The organism is Skermanella pratensis (assembly GCF_008843145.1).
Classification (GTDB): Bacteria; Pseudomonadota; Alphaproteobacteria; order Azospirillales; family Azospirillaceae; genus Skermanella; species Skermanella pratensis.
Window position 1 is genome coordinate 698,373 of the sequence record NZ_CP030265.1, and the last position, 14,967, is coordinate 713,339.

14 protein-coding genes and 2 pseudogenes are annotated in these 14,967 nt (G+C 67.8%); 8 read left to right on the top strand and 8 right to left on the bottom strand.

All coding sequences use genetic code 11. The annotated features are described in order from the left end of the window. The first annotated feature begins 193 nt into the window (after window positions 1-193). The 8 genes and pseudogenes from DPR14_RS03150 to DPR14_RS03185 all read left to right on the top strand — a co-directional run bounded on the left by DPR14_RS03150 (window position 194) and on the right by DPR14_RS03185 (window position 6,953). Window positions 194-1,471 (top strand): Zn-dependent hydrolase, encoded by a 1,278-nt coding sequence (locus tag DPR14_RS03150; protein ID WP_158043879.1) that lies wholly within the window; start codon window positions 194-196, stop codon window positions 1,469-1,471. Further along, entirely contained in the window at window positions 1,471-2,316 is an 846-nt protein-coding gene (locus DPR14_RS03155) for an ABC transporter ATP-binding protein (RefSeq protein WP_158047959.1), read from the top strand. The genes DPR14_RS03150 and DPR14_RS03155 overlap by 1 nt, the downstream gene beginning before the upstream one ends. Then, window positions 2,309-3,241 carry an ABC transporter permease gene (locus DPR14_RS03160; RefSeq protein WP_158043880.1) on the top strand — a complete coding sequence of 311 codons (933 nt, stop codon included), beginning with the start codon at window positions 2,309-2,311 and terminating at the stop codon, window positions 3,239-3,241. The genes DPR14_RS03155 and DPR14_RS03160 overlap by 8 nt, the downstream gene beginning before the upstream one ends. Then, window positions 3,241-4,143, top strand: coding sequence for an ABC transporter permease (locus tag DPR14_RS03165; RefSeq protein WP_158043881.1), 903 nt, complete (start codon window positions 3,241-3,243; stop codon window positions 4,141-4,143). Before DPR14_RS03160 ends, DPR14_RS03165 begins: the two co-directional genes overlap by 1 nt. A gap of 57 nt (window positions 4,144-4,200) precedes the next feature. Further along, window positions 4,201-5,208: an ABC transporter substrate-binding protein gene (locus DPR14_RS03170; protein WP_158043882.1), complete on the top strand. Its 1,008-nt coding sequence runs from the start codon at window positions 4,201-4,203 to the stop codon at window positions 5,206-5,208. Between the two features lie 28 nt (window positions 5,209-5,236). Beyond that, window positions 5,237-5,530, top strand: a pseudogene (locus DPR14_RS28985) (diacylglycerol kinase family protein); the annotation flags it as partial. Between the two features lie 71 nt (window positions 5,531-5,601). Continuing rightward, a complete protein-coding gene (locus tag DPR14_RS03180) occupies window positions 5,602-6,141 on the top strand; it encodes a diacylglycerol kinase family protein (protein ID WP_158043883.1) in 540 nt (179 codons plus the stop codon). Then, window positions 6,138-6,953, top strand: a complete 816-nt coding sequence (locus DPR14_RS03185) for a metallophosphoesterase family protein (RefSeq protein WP_158043884.1) — start codon at window positions 6,138-6,140, stop codon at window positions 6,951-6,953. Before DPR14_RS03180 ends, DPR14_RS03185 begins: the two co-directional genes overlap by 4 nt. Here DPR14_RS03185 and DPR14_RS03190 read toward each other — a convergent pair. From DPR14_RS03190 to DPR14_RS03225, 8 genes and pseudogenes are all read right to left on the bottom strand, one after another. Beyond that, window positions 6,950-9,157: an ATP-binding protein gene (locus DPR14_RS03190; protein ID WP_158043885.1), complete on the bottom strand. Its 2,208-nt coding sequence runs from the start codon at window positions 9,155-9,157 to the stop codon at window positions 6,950-6,952. The two genes, DPR14_RS03185 and DPR14_RS03190, sit on opposite strands and share 4 nt — an antisense overlap. After that, window positions 9,154-9,630 carry a putative pterin-binding protein gene (locus DPR14_RS03195; RefSeq protein WP_158043886.1) on the bottom strand — a complete coding sequence of 159 codons (477 nt, stop codon included), beginning with the start codon at window positions 9,628-9,630 and terminating at the stop codon, window positions 9,154-9,156. The genes DPR14_RS03190 and DPR14_RS03195 overlap by 4 nt, the downstream gene beginning before the upstream one ends. 81 nt (window positions 9,631-9,711) lie before the next feature. Beyond that, entirely contained in the window at window positions 9,712-11,175 is a 1,464-nt protein-coding gene (gene hydA, locus DPR14_RS03200; protein WP_158043887.1) for a dihydropyrimidinase, read from the bottom strand. 160 nt (window positions 11,176-11,335) lie between these two features. Continuing rightward, window positions 11,336-11,818: a F0F1 ATP synthase subunit B family protein gene (locus DPR14_RS03205; protein WP_158043888.1), complete on the bottom strand. Its 483-nt coding sequence runs from the start codon at window positions 11,816-11,818 to the stop codon at window positions 11,336-11,338. Beyond that, a complete protein-coding gene (locus tag DPR14_RS03210) occupies window positions 11,818-12,486 on the bottom strand; it encodes a F0F1 ATP synthase subunit B family protein (RefSeq protein ID WP_158043889.1) in 669 nt (222 codons plus the stop codon). The genes DPR14_RS03205 and DPR14_RS03210 overlap by 1 nt, the downstream gene beginning before the upstream one ends. Before the next feature lie 99 nt (window positions 12,487-12,585). Next, a complete protein-coding gene (locus DPR14_RS03215; protein WP_037449290.1) occupies window positions 12,586-12,810 on the bottom strand; it encodes an ATP synthase subunit C family protein in 225 nt (74 codons plus the stop codon). Between the two features lie 93 nt (window positions 12,811-12,903). After that, a pseudogene (locus DPR14_RS03220) lies at window positions 12,904-13,640 on the bottom strand (F0F1 ATP synthase subunit A). Window positions 13,641-14,433: 793 nt separating this feature from the next. Further along, on the bottom strand, window positions 14,434-14,835 hold the full coding sequence (locus tag DPR14_RS03225; protein ID WP_246148787.1) for an SCO family protein: 402 nt from the start codon (window positions 14,833-14,835) through the stop codon (window positions 14,434-14,436). Window positions 14,836-14,967: the final 132 nt, after the last annotated feature.

The window sequence follows — 14,967 nt, forward strand, 5'->3', positions numbered from 1 at the left end:
GTCCTTCCCGTGCCGGCCCGCGCACTATCATGCTTTCCACGCTCCGGCAACCTGCTTAAACTCCGGGCAGCCGGTGCCCGGCCGGAGGGCAGCGGCGGGCGGCGGGACAGCGCGCGGGACGGAAGCGACGGGGCCGCCGGCATGGCACCAACCTTGCGTCCAAGGACGATAAGCACGCCTTACAGGGAGCATCATGCACAACCTTCAGATCAACGCCCAGCGGCTGTGGGACAGCATCATGGAGACGGCGAAGATCGGCGGCACGGCCAAGGGCGGCATCTGCCGGCTGACGCTGACCGACCTGGACCGCCAGGTGCGGGACTGGTTCGTCGCGGCCTGCGAGGACGCCGGCTGCACCGTCACCGTGGACGAGATGGGCAACATCTTCGCGCGCCGTCCCGGCAAGGACAATTCGCTGCCGCCCATCGCCATGGGCAGCCACCTGGACACCCAGCCGACCGGCGGCAAGTTCGACGGCGTCCTGGGCGTCCTGTCCGGGCTGGAAGTCCTGCGCACGCTGAAGGACACGGGGTACGAGACCAACGCCCCGATCGAGGTGATCAACTGGACCAACGAGGAAGGCTCCCGCTTCGCGCCGGCCATGCTGGCCTCGGGCGTCTTCGCCGGGGTCTTCACGCGCGACTATGCCGACGGCCGCAAGGACCGCGAGGGCAAGAGCTTCGGCGAGGAGCTGGACCGCATCGGCTACCGGGGCACGGAGAAATGCGGCGACCACAAGCTCGGCGCCTTCTTCGAGATCCATATCGAGCAGGGCCCGATCCTGGAGGACGAGGAGAAGGTGATCGGCGTCGTCACCGGCGTCCAGGGCATGCGCTGGTACGAGGTGACCGTCACCGGGTTCGAGAGCCACGCCGGCACCACGCCCATGCATCTGCGCCGCGACGCGCTGGTCGGCAGCGCCCTCATGGTGGACGCCGTCAACAAGGTCGCGCTCGCCCACGCACCCTTGGCGGTCTCCACCGTCGGATTGATGGAGGTCAGGCCGAACAGCCGCAACATCCTGCCGGGCGAGGTCTTCTTCTCCATCGACCTGCGCCACCCCGAGGACGAGGTCGTCGCCGCCATGGAAGCCGAGGTCCGTGAGGCGATCGGCCGGATCGCGGCGGAGCTGAAGCTGGAAGCCTCGATCGAGCAGGTCTGGGATTCGCCGGCCGTCAAGTTCGACCCGGCCTGCGTCGGGGCCGTCGGCACCGCCGCGAAGGAGAACGGCTACAGCCACCGGGAGATCGTCTCGGGCGCCGGGCACGACGCCGCCTACATGGCGCGCGTGGCGCCGACCGCGATGATCTTCATCCCGTGCGAGAAGGGCATCAGCCACAACGAGGTCGAAAACGCCGAGTTCGACCATGTCGCCGCGGGCGCCAACGTGCTTCTCCGCGCCGTGCTGGAGTACGACAACCGCGACGGCGCCGCTTCCCCAGGCCCGGCTTCCCACGATAAGGCGGCATGATGCCTGCGTCCGGGACCGTCGTGGCCGAAAAGGCCGGTGCCGCCGCGCGGCACGACCCCGCCGCCGCGCGGGCGCCGGTGGTGGAGGCCAAGGACCTGTCCCTGGTCTTCCAGACCGCCGACGCGCCGGTCACGGCGCTGAGCGGCATCGACCTGACGATCCGGCGGGGCGACTTCGTCTCCCTGATCGGGCCGTCCGGCTGCGGCAAGACCACCCTGATGCGGGCCGTGGCCGATCTGGTCAAGCCGACCTCCGGCACGCTGCTGGTCAACGGCGGCACCGCCGGGCAGGCCCGGCTGGACCGCGCCTACGGCTACGTCTTCCAGGCGCCGGCCCTCTATCCGTGGCGTACGATCGAGCGCAACATCATGCTTCCGCTGGAGATCATGGGGATGCCCCGGGCGGAGCGGAAGGAGCGGGCGGCGCGCTACCTGGACCTGGTCGGGCTGAAGGGGTTCGAGAAGAAGTTCCCCTGGCAGCTTTCCGGCGGGATGCAGCAGCGGGTGTCGATCGCCCGCGCGCTCGGTTTCGAGCCGGCGCTCCTCCTGATGGACGAGCCGTTCGGCGCCCTGGACGAGATCACCCGCGACAACCTCAACGTCCACCTGCTGCGGCTGTGGGAGAAGACCGGAATCACCGTGATCTTCGTGACCCACTCGATCCCGGAGGCGGTGTTCCTGTCGTCGAGGATCGTCGTGATGTCGCCGCGTCCCGGCCGCATCCTGGAGGTGATCGACGGCGACCTGCCGCGCGACCGCGACCTGGACGTACGGGAGACGCCCGGGTTCCTGGAGATCGCGCACCGCGTACGTGTCGCCCTGCGGGCGGGCCACAGCTATGACTGACGCCGCCGCGCCGGGAGCCGGCGCCCTGGCCGCCCCCGTCGTCCGGCGCAAGCCGGCGCGCGAGGGGGCGGCCCTGCCGATCCTGACCGTGCTGGCGGCCCTGCTGCTGGTCTGGTACGCCGCTTCGGTTTGGCTTAACGCGCCGCAGGTGCGCGAAAGGCTGGAGCGCGCCTCGCCGGACTGGTCCGTCTCCGACCTCGTCGCCGGCGCCTGGGCGATGGACCGGCCGGTGCTGCCCGCACCCCACCAGATCGCGGTGGAGCTGTACGACTCCGTGGTCGGACGGCCCGTCACGTCCAAGCGCAGCCTGGTCTTCCATGCCCAGGTGACCCTGTCGGCGACCCTCGCCGGCTTCGCCCTCGGGCTGGCGATGGGCGTGGCGCTGGCGGTCGGGATCGTCCATGTCCGGGTGCTCGACCGGTCGCTGATGCCCTGGATCATCGCCTCGCAGACCATCCCGATCCTCGCCATAGCGCCCATGATCGTCGTGGTGCTGGGCAACCTGGGATTCACCGGGCTGCTGCCCAAGGCGATCATCTCGGCCTATCTCAGCTTCTTCCCCATCGCGATCGGCATGGTCAAGGGGCTGCGCTCGCCCGACCCGATCCAGCTCGACCTGATGCGGACATACAGCGCCACGCCGGCCCAGACCTTCGGCAAGCTGCGTTGGCCGTCCAGCATGGCGTTCCTGTTCCCCAGCCTCAAGGTCGCCATAGCATTGGCCCTGGTCGGCGCCATCGTGGCGGAGCTGCCGACCGGCGCCCAGGCGGGGCTCGGCGCGCGGCTGCTGGCGGGCTCCTATTACGGTCAGACGATCCAGATCTGGGCGGCGCTGTTCATGTCCGCCTTCCTGGCGATGCTGGCGGTCGGCGCCGTCGATTTGGCCGAGCGCGGGCTGACCCGGATCAGGGGAGGGCGCCTGTGATGCCGTGGGTGCTTCTGACCTTCCTTGCCGGGGCGGCGGCGCTGGCGCTGCTCGACCTCAGCGGCGTCGCGGCGCTGGCCGTGGGAATGGCGGCGGTCGCGGCCTGCTGTGCCGCCATGGCGGCGCTGGCGCGGGACGACCGCTGGCCGGCCCGAATCGCGGTGCCGCTGCTGTTCGGCGTGCTGCTGCTGTGGCTGTGGGAGATGGTGACGGTCGGATTCGGCGTCCCCCGCATCCTGCTGCCCCCGCCCAGCATGATCGCCGCGGCGATCGGCAGCCATCTGCCGACGCTGGCGGCGGATTTCCACCAGACCGTGATCCGGTCGGTGATCCCCGGCTACGTCATCGGCTGCGGGGCGGGGTTCCTGACGGCGCTGGCGATCGACCGCTCGCCCTTCCTGCAAAGGGGGCTGCTGCCGCTGGGCAGCCTGGTCAGCGCCATGCCGATCGTCGGGATCGCGCCGATCATGGTCATGTGGTTCGGTTTCGACTGGCAGTCCAAGGCGGCGGTGATCGTCGTGATGACATTCTTCCCCATGCTGGTCAACACGCTGGCCGGCCTCCGGACGGCAGGGGCCATGGAGCTGGACCTGATGCGCTCCTACGCGGCCGGCTACGGGCAGACCTTGATGAAGCTGCGGCTGCCGGCGGCGCTGCCCTTCGTCTTCAACGCACTCAAGCTCAACTCCACCCTGGCGCTGATCGGCGCCATCGTGGCGGAATTCTTCGGCACGCCGATCGTCGGCATGGGCTTCCGCATCTCCACCGAGGTGGCGCGGATGAACGTGGACGTGGTGTGGGCGACCATCGCCGTCGCCGCCCTGGTCGGCTCGGCATCCTACGGAATCATCTCGGTGATCGAGCGGGGGGCCACGTTCTGGCATCCCTCGTTTCGCCAATAAGCTGCGGCTCCAATAAGCTGCGGCTCAACGACAAAACGAGGCTGGGGGTACTGGGTGATGCGCAAATTGGCTCTGGCGATGGCGGCACTGGCCGCGACGGGTTTCGGCGGGATGGCGGGGGCGGCCCGGGCGGCGGACCCGCTGACCCTGCAATTGAAATGGGTCACGCAGGCGCAGTTCGCCGGCTATTACGTGGCGGAGGCGAAGGGATTCTACGACGAGGTCGGGCTGGACGTCACGATCAAGCCGGGCGGGCCGGACATCAATCCGTCCCAGGTGATCGCCGGCGGCGGTGCCGACGTGGTCGTGGACTGGATGCCCTCGGCGCTGGCGACCCGCGAGAAGGGCGTTCCGCTGGTCAACATCGCCCAGACCTTCAACAAGTCGGGCATGATGCTGACCTGCCGCAAGGACAGCGGCGTCGCCACTCCCGCGGACTTCAAGGGCAAGACGCTCGGCGTCTGGTTCTCCGGCAACGAGTATCCGTTCCTGTCCTGGATGGACAAGCTGGGCTACAGCACCGGCGGCACCAATCCCGACATCAAGGTGCTCAAGCAGGGCTTCAACGTCGATCCGCTGCTCCAGAAGCAGGCGGCCTGCATCTCCACCATGACCTATAACGAATATTGGCAGGTGATCGAGGCCGGCGTTCCGGAAAGCGACCTGATCGTCTTCAAGTACGAGGACCAGGGCGTCGCCACGCTGGAAGACGGGCTTTACACTCTCGACGCCAAGCTGAAGGACCCCAAGATGGTCGACAAGCTGGCCCGCTTCGTGAAGGCTTCCATGAAGGGCTGGGACTACGCGATCAAGAACCAGGCCGAAGCGGTGGAGATCGTGCTGGAGAACGACGCCTCCGGCGCCCAGACCGAAGAGCACCAGGCCAAGATGATCAGCGAGATCGCCAAGCTGATCGATGGCGGCACCAAGGGCCCCGGCTACCTGGATCCCGCGGCCTACGAGCGGACCGTCAACGTGCTGATCGGCGGCAATTCGGATCCGGTCATCAGCAGGAAGCCGGAAGGCGCCTGGACCCACGAGGTCTGGGAGAAAGCGGGGCTGTAACCGGCGCCCCAGGACCCATATTGGTCGCATGAAGCTGGCCGTCGTCATCAACGGATCGGCGGGGGCCTTGCTCGACCAGTCGGCGGGGGATGCCGCCGGCCGCATCGAAGCACTGTTCCGCGACCAGGGGGCGACCGCCACCGTGACGGTCGCCCCGCCCGACCGCCTGATGGAGACCCTGCGGACCGCCGTGGCGACCGACGCCGATGCCGTCGTGGTCGGCGGCGGCGACGGCACGGTGGCGGCCGCCGCGACGCTGCTGGTCGATACCGACAAGGCCATGGGCGTCCTGCCGCTGGGCACGGCGAACCTTCTCGCCAAGGACCTGCACATGGCGCTTGACCTGGAAACGGCGGTCGGCCAGCTCGCCCGGGGGAGATCCGGGCGGTCGACGTGGCGGAGGTCAACGGCACGGTGTTCCTGTGCAACGCCGTGCTGGGGCTGTTCCCCATGCTCGCCCGCTACCGGGAGAGGCATAGGCACGAGCCTGGTTTCGCCAAATGGTTGCATCTTGGGGTCGCGACCCTGGCGGCGATGCGGCGCTATCCCCGGCTGGAGATGGAGATCGACCTGGGCTCCGGTCCGCAGCGCCGCCGGACCATGGCCCTGGCCGTCGCCAACAACGCCTACGACGACGCCTTCTTCTCCTTCTTCGCCCGCTCCAACCTGGGCGCCGGGGAATTGGCGGTCTATCTGGCGCGGCACAAGACCTCGTTCGGGATGTTCCGCATGGCGATGCGCATGTTGCTCGGCCGCTGGCAGAGCGACCGCGACCTCAGCGTCGAGCGCGTCCGGGAGGTCACCGTCCGAACCCGCAAGCGCAGCCTGGCCGTCGCGGTCGACGGCGAGGTCAGACAGCTGGCGACTCCGTTGCACTTCCGGATGCGTCCCGGCGCGCTCAAGGTTCTGGTGCCGGCCGGGACCATGCCATGAGGCGGCTGGCCCACATCTCCGACCTTCATTTCGGCCGCATCGACGAGTCGGTGGTCGAGGCGCTTCTGACCGACCTCGCCGAGGTTCGGCCCGACCTGATCGTGGTCAGCGGCGACCTGACCCAGCGCGGCCACCACGACCAGTTCCAGGCGGCCCGCGCCTTCCTCCAGCGGCTGGAGTCGCCCTATCTGGTGGTTCCCGGGAACCACGACATTCCGGGCATCAACCTGCTGGCCCGCTTCGCGGCACCCCTGCGGCGCTACCGCCGCTACATCGAGCGGGACCTGCGTCCGCTCCACCGGGATGCCGAGATCGCGGTGCTGGGCCTCAACACCGCCCGTCCCGTGGGGCTTCACTGGAACTGGTCCCACGGCAGGATCAACGCCGAGCAGATCGCCCACGCCCGCCAAGTGTTCGATACGGTGGAGCCCGATGTCTTCAAGGTGGTGGTCACCCATCACCCGTTCCTGCCGCCCCCCGACGCGCCGGAGACGCGGCTGGTCGGGCGGGCGAGCCTTGCGCTGCGGACCTTCGAGGCGTGCGGCGTCGACCTGCTGCTGGCCGGGCACCTGCACCGCGGCTACCACGGGGATGTCAGGACCCACCACACGGCGGTGAAACGCTCGATCCTGGTGGCCCAGGCCTCCACCGCGACATCGACCCGGCTACGGAACGAACCCAACGCCTACAACCTGATCGAGGTGGACGGCGACCGCATCGGCTTCGGTGTCAGGGTGTGGGACGGCACCGGGTTCCGCCACGGCGCCGCCGGCCGCTTCGTCCGCCGGCATGGCCACTGGGAACGGGCCTAGCCGTGGGCAGCCGCGGCGAACTGTTCCTCCAGCGCCTGCCGCGTCGGCTCGATCTGCTGCCGGGCCAGCTGGAGCAGGCGGGCCGCTTCCTCCGGGTCGGCGGCGTTCAGCTCGATCGCGCGGGCGATGGCGGAGAGGCGCTGGGCGCCCAGGTTGGCGTTGGCGCCCTTCATGCCGTGGGCCGCCCGCTTGACCGCGGCGGCATCGCCGCCCGCTATGGCCGCCTCGATCTCGTCCGCCTGTATCCGGGCCTGTCCGGGAAACAGTCCCAGCATGTCCGTCAGGTCCTCCATGTCGAGGCAGTCGCGCAGCTGGTCGAGCATGGACTGGTCGAGCAGCGGCGTCTCCGCCAGGTCGTCGGGCGCGGCCGGGGCCGGTGCCTGCGACGGCAGCCCGGGAAGCCTGCTCATGACGCGCTCCATCGCGGAGAACAGTTCGGCCGGGCGGACCGGCTTGGAGACGTAGTCGTTCATTCCGGCAGCGAGATAACGCTCCCGGTCGCCGGCCATGGCATGGGCCGTAACGGCGATGACCGGGATCGTTCCGAGGGGAGGGGGCAGGCTGCGGATCGCCTCCGTCGCCGAGCAGCCGTCCATGACCGGCATCTGGATGTCCATCAGCACCAGGTCCAAGCGAAGACCGGAGCCGACCACCTCGGTGACCGCTTCCGCTCCGTTGGTCGCCAACCGGACGGCGTGGCCTCGGCGTGTCAGCAGGCTGTTCATCAAGGTCCGGTTCACCTCGACGTCGTCCACCACCAGGATGCGCAGGGGGCCGTGGTCGACCGCTTCCGGTGCCGGCTCGGGCAGGGGAGCCTCGACGATGTCGGGGCCGGGCTGGCAGCGCACGGTGAAGCTGAAGGTGCTGCCCTTGCCGACCTCGCTCCGGACGGAGATGTCGCCGCCCTGGAGCAGGCAGAGCTGCCGGCAGATCGCCAGACCCAGCCCGGTGCCGCCGTAACGCCGCGTGGTCGAGCCGTCGGCCTGGGAGAAGCGCTCGAACAGGCGGCCCAGGAACTCCGGCGGGATGCCGATGCCGGTATCCTCGACCTCGACCACCAGAAGCAGCGCTCCCGCCCCGTCCGGCCGGGTGGTGAAGCGGATGCCGATGCGGCCCTGGCGGGTGAACTTGACCGCGTTGCCGACCAGGTTGAACAGGATCTGCCGGATCCGGCCGACATCGCCGCGCAGCGAGATCCGCGCGTCCGGGTCGATGGTGTAAGACAGTTCGTTGCCGCTCTCCATCGCCTTGGGATGGAGGATCGAGACCACGTCCTCGGCCGGCTGGGTCAGCAGGAAATCCACCGCCTCGACCTCGATCCGCCCGGCTTCCAGCTTGGACAGGTCCAGGATATCGTTGACGATGGTCAGCAGGTTCTCGGCCGATCGCAGCGCGGAGCGGGCGTGTCCCTGCGGTTCGGGGGGCAGACGGCTGTCCACCAGCAGGCCAAGAAGCCCCATCACGCCGTTCAGCGGGGTTCGGATCTCGTGGCTGATGTTCGCCAGGAATTCCGACTTGGCGCGGCTCGCCGCCTCGGCGTCCTGCTTGGCCTGGTTGAGCGTTCCGGTCAGCTGCAGAAGCTCGCGCCGGGACCGGCTGCTCTGCAGGATGTACCAGCCGGCCAAGCCCGCGAAGCCGGCGCAGAGCACCGCCTGGATCACGGTCGCCGCGGTCGCGAGCCGCTGCATCGCCGTGATCTCGGTCCAGCGCTGGGCGGCCTCGCCGGCGCTCACGCTGTTGATCCCGAGCATCATGGCCTGGATCGGCCCGCGCAGCAGAGGCAGCCGGACCAGAAGCTCCGCCACGACGACGCCGTCGAAGCCGCCGCGGGACGCCACGAGCGCATCCGTTTCGTCAACGAAACGACCTATCTCGCCGATGGTACCGTCATAGAAGGCGCGGCCGGTGAACATCTGCCGGTAGGTGCCGCCGCGCACGATGTTGAGCCGGCTGACGAAGACCTCGTACCGGCGCTCCGCTGCTGCGGCATCGCTGAGGCCGGCCGAAGCCTCCAGCAAGGCCACGTGCAGCCGGTGGTGCTCGGTCCCGAGCTGGAAGAAGGCCCAGGCTTGGTTGTCGGTCCCGCCGGCCAGCACGCCGATGGTCTTGTTCGACAGCGCGTACTGGAGTGCTCCGACGATGGAGAAGGAGACGACGACGGCCAAGCCCAGCCCCGCCAAGGCGGCGCGCAGTCCCCGTGTCAAGGCTCGACCCTGATCCGGTCGATCTGCCAAATCGCCCGGAAGAACCAGGCGTCGTTTTGCAATTCGGGATGGTCATCGAACGGAAACATCAACCAGAACGGCCCACGCTCCCGCGGCGGGATGGGCTTGCCGTTCATGGAGGTCGCGATGATCGGCCGGTAACGCAGGATGTCCGTTAGCGACAACTCGACCTTGTAGTCGTCCCTGGCGATCAACGAGACCTTGTTGCCCTCGGCTTTCAGCAGCGCCAGCACGTCGGTCAGGTACGGGCCGGAGAAGCTGGCCTTGCCGGTCCACGGGGTGGCGGTGGCGATCTCCACCGCCGGCAGCCCGGCAAGCTGTTCCGAATCGAGCGTCTCCGCCGCCGCGAGGCCGGCGCCGGAGACGCTGATCTGCGCCGCCAGCACCGGCCTCGCGGCGGTCCAGGAAGCCAGCGAAATCAGGAAGGTGGCGGCAAGGATGCGGGCAATCATGATGGGGGCGGGTCCGTGCAGGGCGAGTTGGCCCGTGGAGATTACCCCATTCGGCGAAAAAATGCCCGCATCCGCATCGGCTCAGGGCGTAACCGCCGTCGCGACCTCCCGGTCGACGCCGACCGGCCTGTGAAGTTCGTTGTACCGCTCGATCGCCTTGAACACCGGGGGATGGCAGGGCCGGTCGATATAGCGCCCGGCGCCTCGGGCGGTGCGCAGTTCGCCGTCGGTCCAGACCAGGTTGCCCTGGGACAGCGTATGCCGGGCGATACCTTTCACCTCCATCCCCTCGTAGATGTTGAAATCCACGTTCTGATGGTGGGTCTTGGCCGAGATGGTCCGGGTGCCCTCGGGATCCCAGACGACGAGATCGGCATCCGCCCCGACCTGGACCGCGCCTTTGCGCGGGTAGAGGTTGAAGATCTGGGCGCAGTTGGTCGAGGTGATCCGGACGAACTCGTTGGGCGTCAGGCGTCCCGTGCCGACGCCGTTGTGCCACAGGATCGACATGCGATCCTCGATCCCGCCGGTGCCGTTGGGGATCTTGGTGAAATTGTCGCGCCCCGCCGCCTTCTGCGGCGCGCAGAAGCAGCAATGGTCCGTCGCCGTGGTCTGCAAGCCGCCGGAGGACAGGCCGGCCCACAGGGCCTCCTGGTGGTGCTTGGCGCGGAACGGCGGGCTCATCACATAGGCGGCGGCGGTCTGCCAGTCGGGATTGCGGTAGACCGACTCGTCGATCACCAGATGCTGGGCCAGCACTTCTCCGAACACCCGATGCCCGGCGGCGCGGGCGCGGGATATCGCCTGGGTCGCCTGCTCGGTCGAGACATGGACGATATAGACCGGCGCGCCCAGCACGTTGGCGATGGCGATGGCGCGCTGCGCCGCCTCGCCCTCGACCTGGGGCGGCCGGGACAGGGCATGGCCTTCCGGCCCGGTGATGCCCTGCTCCAGCAGCGTCTTCTGCAGGTGGAACACGGCGTCGCCGTTCTCCGCATGGACGGTGCACAGGGCGCCCAACTCCTGCGCGCGGGCGAAGCTGTTCAGCAGGATGCCGTCATCGACCATGATGGCGCCCTTGTAGGCCATGAAATGCTTGAAGGAGTTGACGCCGTGCTCGCGCGTCAGCACGCCCATCTCCTCCCGCACCTGGTCGGACCACCAGGTGACCGCGACATGGAAGGAATAATCGGTCGCCGCCTTCTCCGCCCAGCCGCGCCACTGCTTGTACGCCTCGACCAGCGACTGCTGCGGGGCCGGGATCACGAAGTCGATGATCATGGTGGTGCCGCCCGCCGCCCCCGCCGAGGTGCCGGAGAAGAAATCCTCGCTCGCGACCGTTCCCATGAAGGGCAGTTCCATGTGGGTGTGCGGATCGATGCCGCCCGGCATGACATACATGCCGCCCGCGTCGACCACGTCAGATCCGGCCGGCGGATCGAAACCGTCGCCGATCGCGACGATCGTGCCGTTCTCGCAATAGACGTCGGCGCGGAAGCTCTGCTCGGCGGTCACGACGGTTCCGCCGCGGATCAGGATCGACATGAAGCTTTTTCTCCCCGTTGTTCCGTGTCCGGTATCCTGGACCCTTGTCCTGGTCCCACGCCGAGCGTAGCGCAGGGAGGCCATGGCCCGAAACGCGAAAAGCCCCCGATGCCGGGGCATCGGGGGCTTTCCGTGGAAAGCTCTCCGCGGAACGGAGCGCTTAGTGCAAGTTGCGCGGCAGGTCGGCGATTGCGGCGTCGACCAGCTTGGCGGACTGCGAGGCGTCCATGTTCTCCGCGATCAGGCGGCCGCTGGCGGCGATCGCGAGATCGACCGTCAGGCTCTTCACTTCCTGAAGGGCCAGGGCTTCCGCCTGGGCGATCTTGTCCATCGCCTGGGCTTCGCGCCGCTTCATGGAGGCGTCGAGGTCGGCCGCCGCATGAAGCCGAAGCCGCTCGGCTTCCTCGCGGGCATGGGCGATGATGTCCTCGGCTTCCTTCAGCGCGTCGCGCTGACGACGCTGGTAGGAGGCGAGGGTGGACTGAGCATCCTCGCGCAGCCGCTGCGCCTCCTCCAGTTCCTGGCGGATCTTGTCCGCCCGGTCGTCCAGCATCGCCGTCAGGGCCTTGGCGCCCGGGCGGAATGCGAAGAAGAGGAAGATGAAGAAGGCGACGGCGACCCAGAATTCAGCAGCTTGAAACATCAGCCACGCTCCTGCATCACGGCGCCGACGGCCGTATCGGCCCGGGCGGCATCGACCTTGATGCCACCGAGCTTCTCGGCGGCCTGCTGGGCGATCTCGACCGCCACGGAGCGGACGCTGGTGAGCGCCGTTTCCTTGGCCGCGTTGATCCGCTCCTCGGCGGCGCGGGTCTTGGCAGCCAGATCGGCATTGAACTGGGCCTGACGGCCGGACGACGCCGAAGCGATGTCGGCGGTCGTGGCGGCCATCACCGACTGGGCGTGCGTCCGGGCGTCGGTCAGGGCCTTTTCGTAGCCCTCCATGACACCGGCCGACTCTTCCCGGAGCGAAGACGCCCGGTCGAGGTCGTTGGTGATCCGCTCCTGCCGCTCTTCCAGGACCTCGGCGACCTTGGGCAGAGCCACCTTGGCCATGAGGAAGTAGAGGGCTATGAACGAGATCGCCAGCCAGATCAACTGGGGGGCGAATACGGTGGGATCGAGCTGAGGCAAGCCGCCGCTGGCATGTTCCGCACCATGGGCCATGTCGGCCCCGTGCGCCGCATCGCCGGCCGCTCCATGATCCGCCTGGGCCAGGGCGCCGCCCGCCGTGACGACGAGCATCGTCCAGGCAAGACCAGCGCGCCCGGCCAGTCTGCCCGCACGCAGACGAGCCAAAAACTTGGGCATGATCGATCCCCTAAGCTTGCGGCGCCGGTCGCCGGGACGGTGATCCCGTTGAGCCAGGCGCCGCATGTGAGCGAAAACCAGCTTCGTTCAGGCTCGAGCTTAGGCGAACAGGATGAGGAAGGCGATCAGCAGGGCGAAGAGCGCCACGGCTTCCGTCAGCGCGAAGCCCAGAATGCCGATCGGGAAGACCGCCGCGCGCGATGCCGGGTTGCGGGCGATCGAGCTGATCAGGGTCGAGAAGATGTTGCCGATGCCGAGGCCAACACCGAACAGGGCGAAAACCGCCAGACCGGCGCCGATGAACTTAGCGGCTTCTGCGTCCATGATTAGATACCCTTCTATTGACTGGAAAGTAAGACAGGTGGGTGGTGTGGAGTAACCCGCGGCGCGGCACCGATCATTGGCCGAAGGGGCCGATCAGTGCAGCTCCAGGGCGTCGCGGATGTACAGGCAGGTCAGGATCGTGAACACGTAGGCCTGAAGAAGGGCCACGAGGATTTCGAAACCGACCAGTGCAACGTTGATCGCGAGCGGCAGGATGCCGATCGTGTAGCCGAGGCCGCCGAGACCGGCGCCGAGCAGGACCGAGAAGCCGCCGAACACCTTCAGCATCGTATGGCCGGCCATCATGTTGGCGAACAACCGGATGGACAGGCTGACCGGACGCGACAGGTAGGACAGGACCTCGATCGGGATCAGGATCGGCGCCAGCGCGATCGGCGCGCCGTGCGGCATGAACAGCGAGAAGAAGTGGAAGCCGTGCTTGATCAGGCCCAGCAGGGTGACGAAGACGAACACCGTCAAGGCCAGCCCGAAGGTGACGATGATGTGGCTGGTGAACGTGAAGGTCCCCGGGATCATGCCCAGCAGGTTTCCGACCAGGATGAACATGAACAGCGAGAACACGAAGGGGAAGTATTTCCGCGCATCGGGACCCGCGTTCTCGCGCACCATGTTGGCGACGAACTCGTAGAACATTTCAGCCAGCGACTGCATGCGGCCCGGGATGAGGGCCCGGCCGCGCATGCCGAAGATGAAGCCGGTGATCAGCGCGACTGCAATCACCATGTACAGCGATTGCTGAACGATGCGTCGAGGCCGCCGACATTGATCGGCACGTACCTCTGGATTTGGAATTGGTGAAGCGGATCCACGGTCGTCCTCGTTCAGCCAAACTTTGCGTCTGGCGCTGTTATTTGTTCCGGCCCGTCTTCCGGCTTCCGCATGCTCCGGGAGCGTAGCCGACGCCTGACGGCCCGGTAGACAACAATTGGCGCCAAGGAAAAACATCCCGATCAGGCGGCGTCAAGCGCGATCCAGCAGCAGATGCCGACGCCTATGATCATGGCGGCCACCAGCTCGATCCCGATCCGGAAGGCGAGCCGAGGGATTTCCTCGGCAGGTCGTCGTCACCGTCAGGCTTGACAGCCGGGCCGGCGTTACGTTCCCGCGCCTTCGCAAACGGGCATCGAAATCGTCCAACGAAGACGGGGGAGACTGGTCGTCGCTCATGTCCGGTCCCACTTCCCCCGGTTGGCCGGGAAGCCGCGCGAAAGCGGCGGCACCATACGGTTAGGGCAGTACCCTGTCAAGTCGCAAAACCCTCCCCTCAAGTGGTTGAATTACTTGAATTTCCGCGAACCCTTCGAAAGGCTCTTTGGAGAGGCTTTCGGGGGCCTTGAAGCGCCGATGCGACACTATGTACGCCCCGGCGCGTACCGCGCGGCGCCGGTTCCGGGCGATCCCGGGCCGTTCGTCAGGACTTCAGGTGGGCGGCGATCGTTTCCGCCATCTTCTCCGGCGCCGTGCCGTGGGCGAAGGCCTCGATGAACTTGCCGTCGGGACCCATTAGACGAAGGACGAGTGGTCCATCGTGTAGTAGTCCGTCCTTTGGCGAAATAGACCGGTAGGCCCGCGCCGCTCCGGCGACCTGCTCCGGCGTGCCGGTCAGCCCCACGAGCCGGGATGGAACTGGGCGACATATTCGGCCATCTGCGTCACGGTGTCGCGCTCCGGGTCGATCGTGACGAACAGCGGCTGGACCTCGTCGGCCCTGTCGCCCAGGCGGTCGAGGGCCGTGGCCATCACCTGCAGTTCGGTCGGGCAGACGTCCGGACAGAACGTGAAGCCGAAATAGACCAGCATGTGGCGGCCCTGGTAATCGGCCTGGGTGACGGGCCGGCCGGTGTGGTCGGTGAGCGAGAACGCGCCGCCGATCAGGGCCGTGCCGGTCTGGGTCCCGCTCCGGGTGCCGCCGGGGAGTTGGGAGACCTGCCACCAGACGATCCCGGCGGCGATCAGCAGGCCGATCAGGGTGCCGACGGCGAGGCGGATGAGGCGTTGGTTCATTTGACTGCTTGCGTGGGACGGCGATTCACACCTTGACCGGGTTATCTGTTCGGTCGAGGGTAGGGCGCAGCGGGACCAATCGCCGCAGCCCTGTTGTCCTGCAGCATTCCTAAACCGCCGGGTGCCAGTCCA

Bases quoted from the DNA above. Each gene is read 5' to 3' on its own strand.
- DPR14_RS03150 (WP_158043879.1), top strand. From the start codon at position 194: ATGCACAACCTTCAGATCAACGCCCAGCGGCTGTGGGACAGCATCATG.
- DPR14_RS03155 (WP_158047959.1), top strand. From the start codon at position 1,471: ATGCCTGCGTCCGGGACCGTCGTGGCCGAAAAGGCCGGTGCCGCCGCG.
- DPR14_RS03160 (WP_158043880.1), top strand. From the start codon at position 2,309: ATGACTGACGCCGCCGCGCCGGGAGCCGGCGCCCTGGCCGCCCCCGTC.
- DPR14_RS03165 (WP_158043881.1), top strand. From the start codon at position 3,241: ATGCCGTGGGTGCTTCTGACCTTCCTTGCCGGGGCGGCGGCGCTGGCG.
- DPR14_RS03170 (WP_158043882.1), top strand. From the start codon at position 4,201: ATGCGCAAATTGGCTCTGGCGATGGCGGCACTGGCCGCGACGGGTTTC.
- DPR14_RS03185 (WP_158043884.1), top strand. From the start codon at position 6,138: ATGAGGCGGCTGGCCCACATCTCCGACCTTCATTTCGGCCGCATCGAC.
- DPR14_RS03195 (WP_158043886.1), bottom strand. From the start codon at position 9,630: ATGATTGCCCGCATCCTTGCCGCCACCTTCCTGATTTCGCTGGCTTCC.
- hydA (WP_158043887.1), bottom strand. From the start codon at position 11,175: ATGTCGATCCTGATCCGCGGCGGAACCGTCGTGACCGCCGAGCAGAGC.
- DPR14_RS03205 (WP_158043888.1), bottom strand. From the start codon at position 11,818: ATGTTTCAAGCTGCTGAATTCTGGGTCGCCGTCGCCTTCTTCATCTTC.
- DPR14_RS03210 (WP_158043889.1), bottom strand. From the start codon at position 12,486: ATGCCCAAGTTTTTGGCTCGTCTGCGTGCGGGCAGACTGGCCGGGCGC.
- DPR14_RS03215 (WP_037449290.1), bottom strand. From the start codon at position 12,810: ATGGACGCAGAAGCCGCTAAGTTCATCGGCGCCGGTCTGGCGGTTTTC.
- DPR14_RS03225 (WP_246148787.1), bottom strand. From the start codon at position 14,835: ATGAACCAACGCCTCATCCGCCTCGCCGTCGGCACCCTGATCGGCCTG.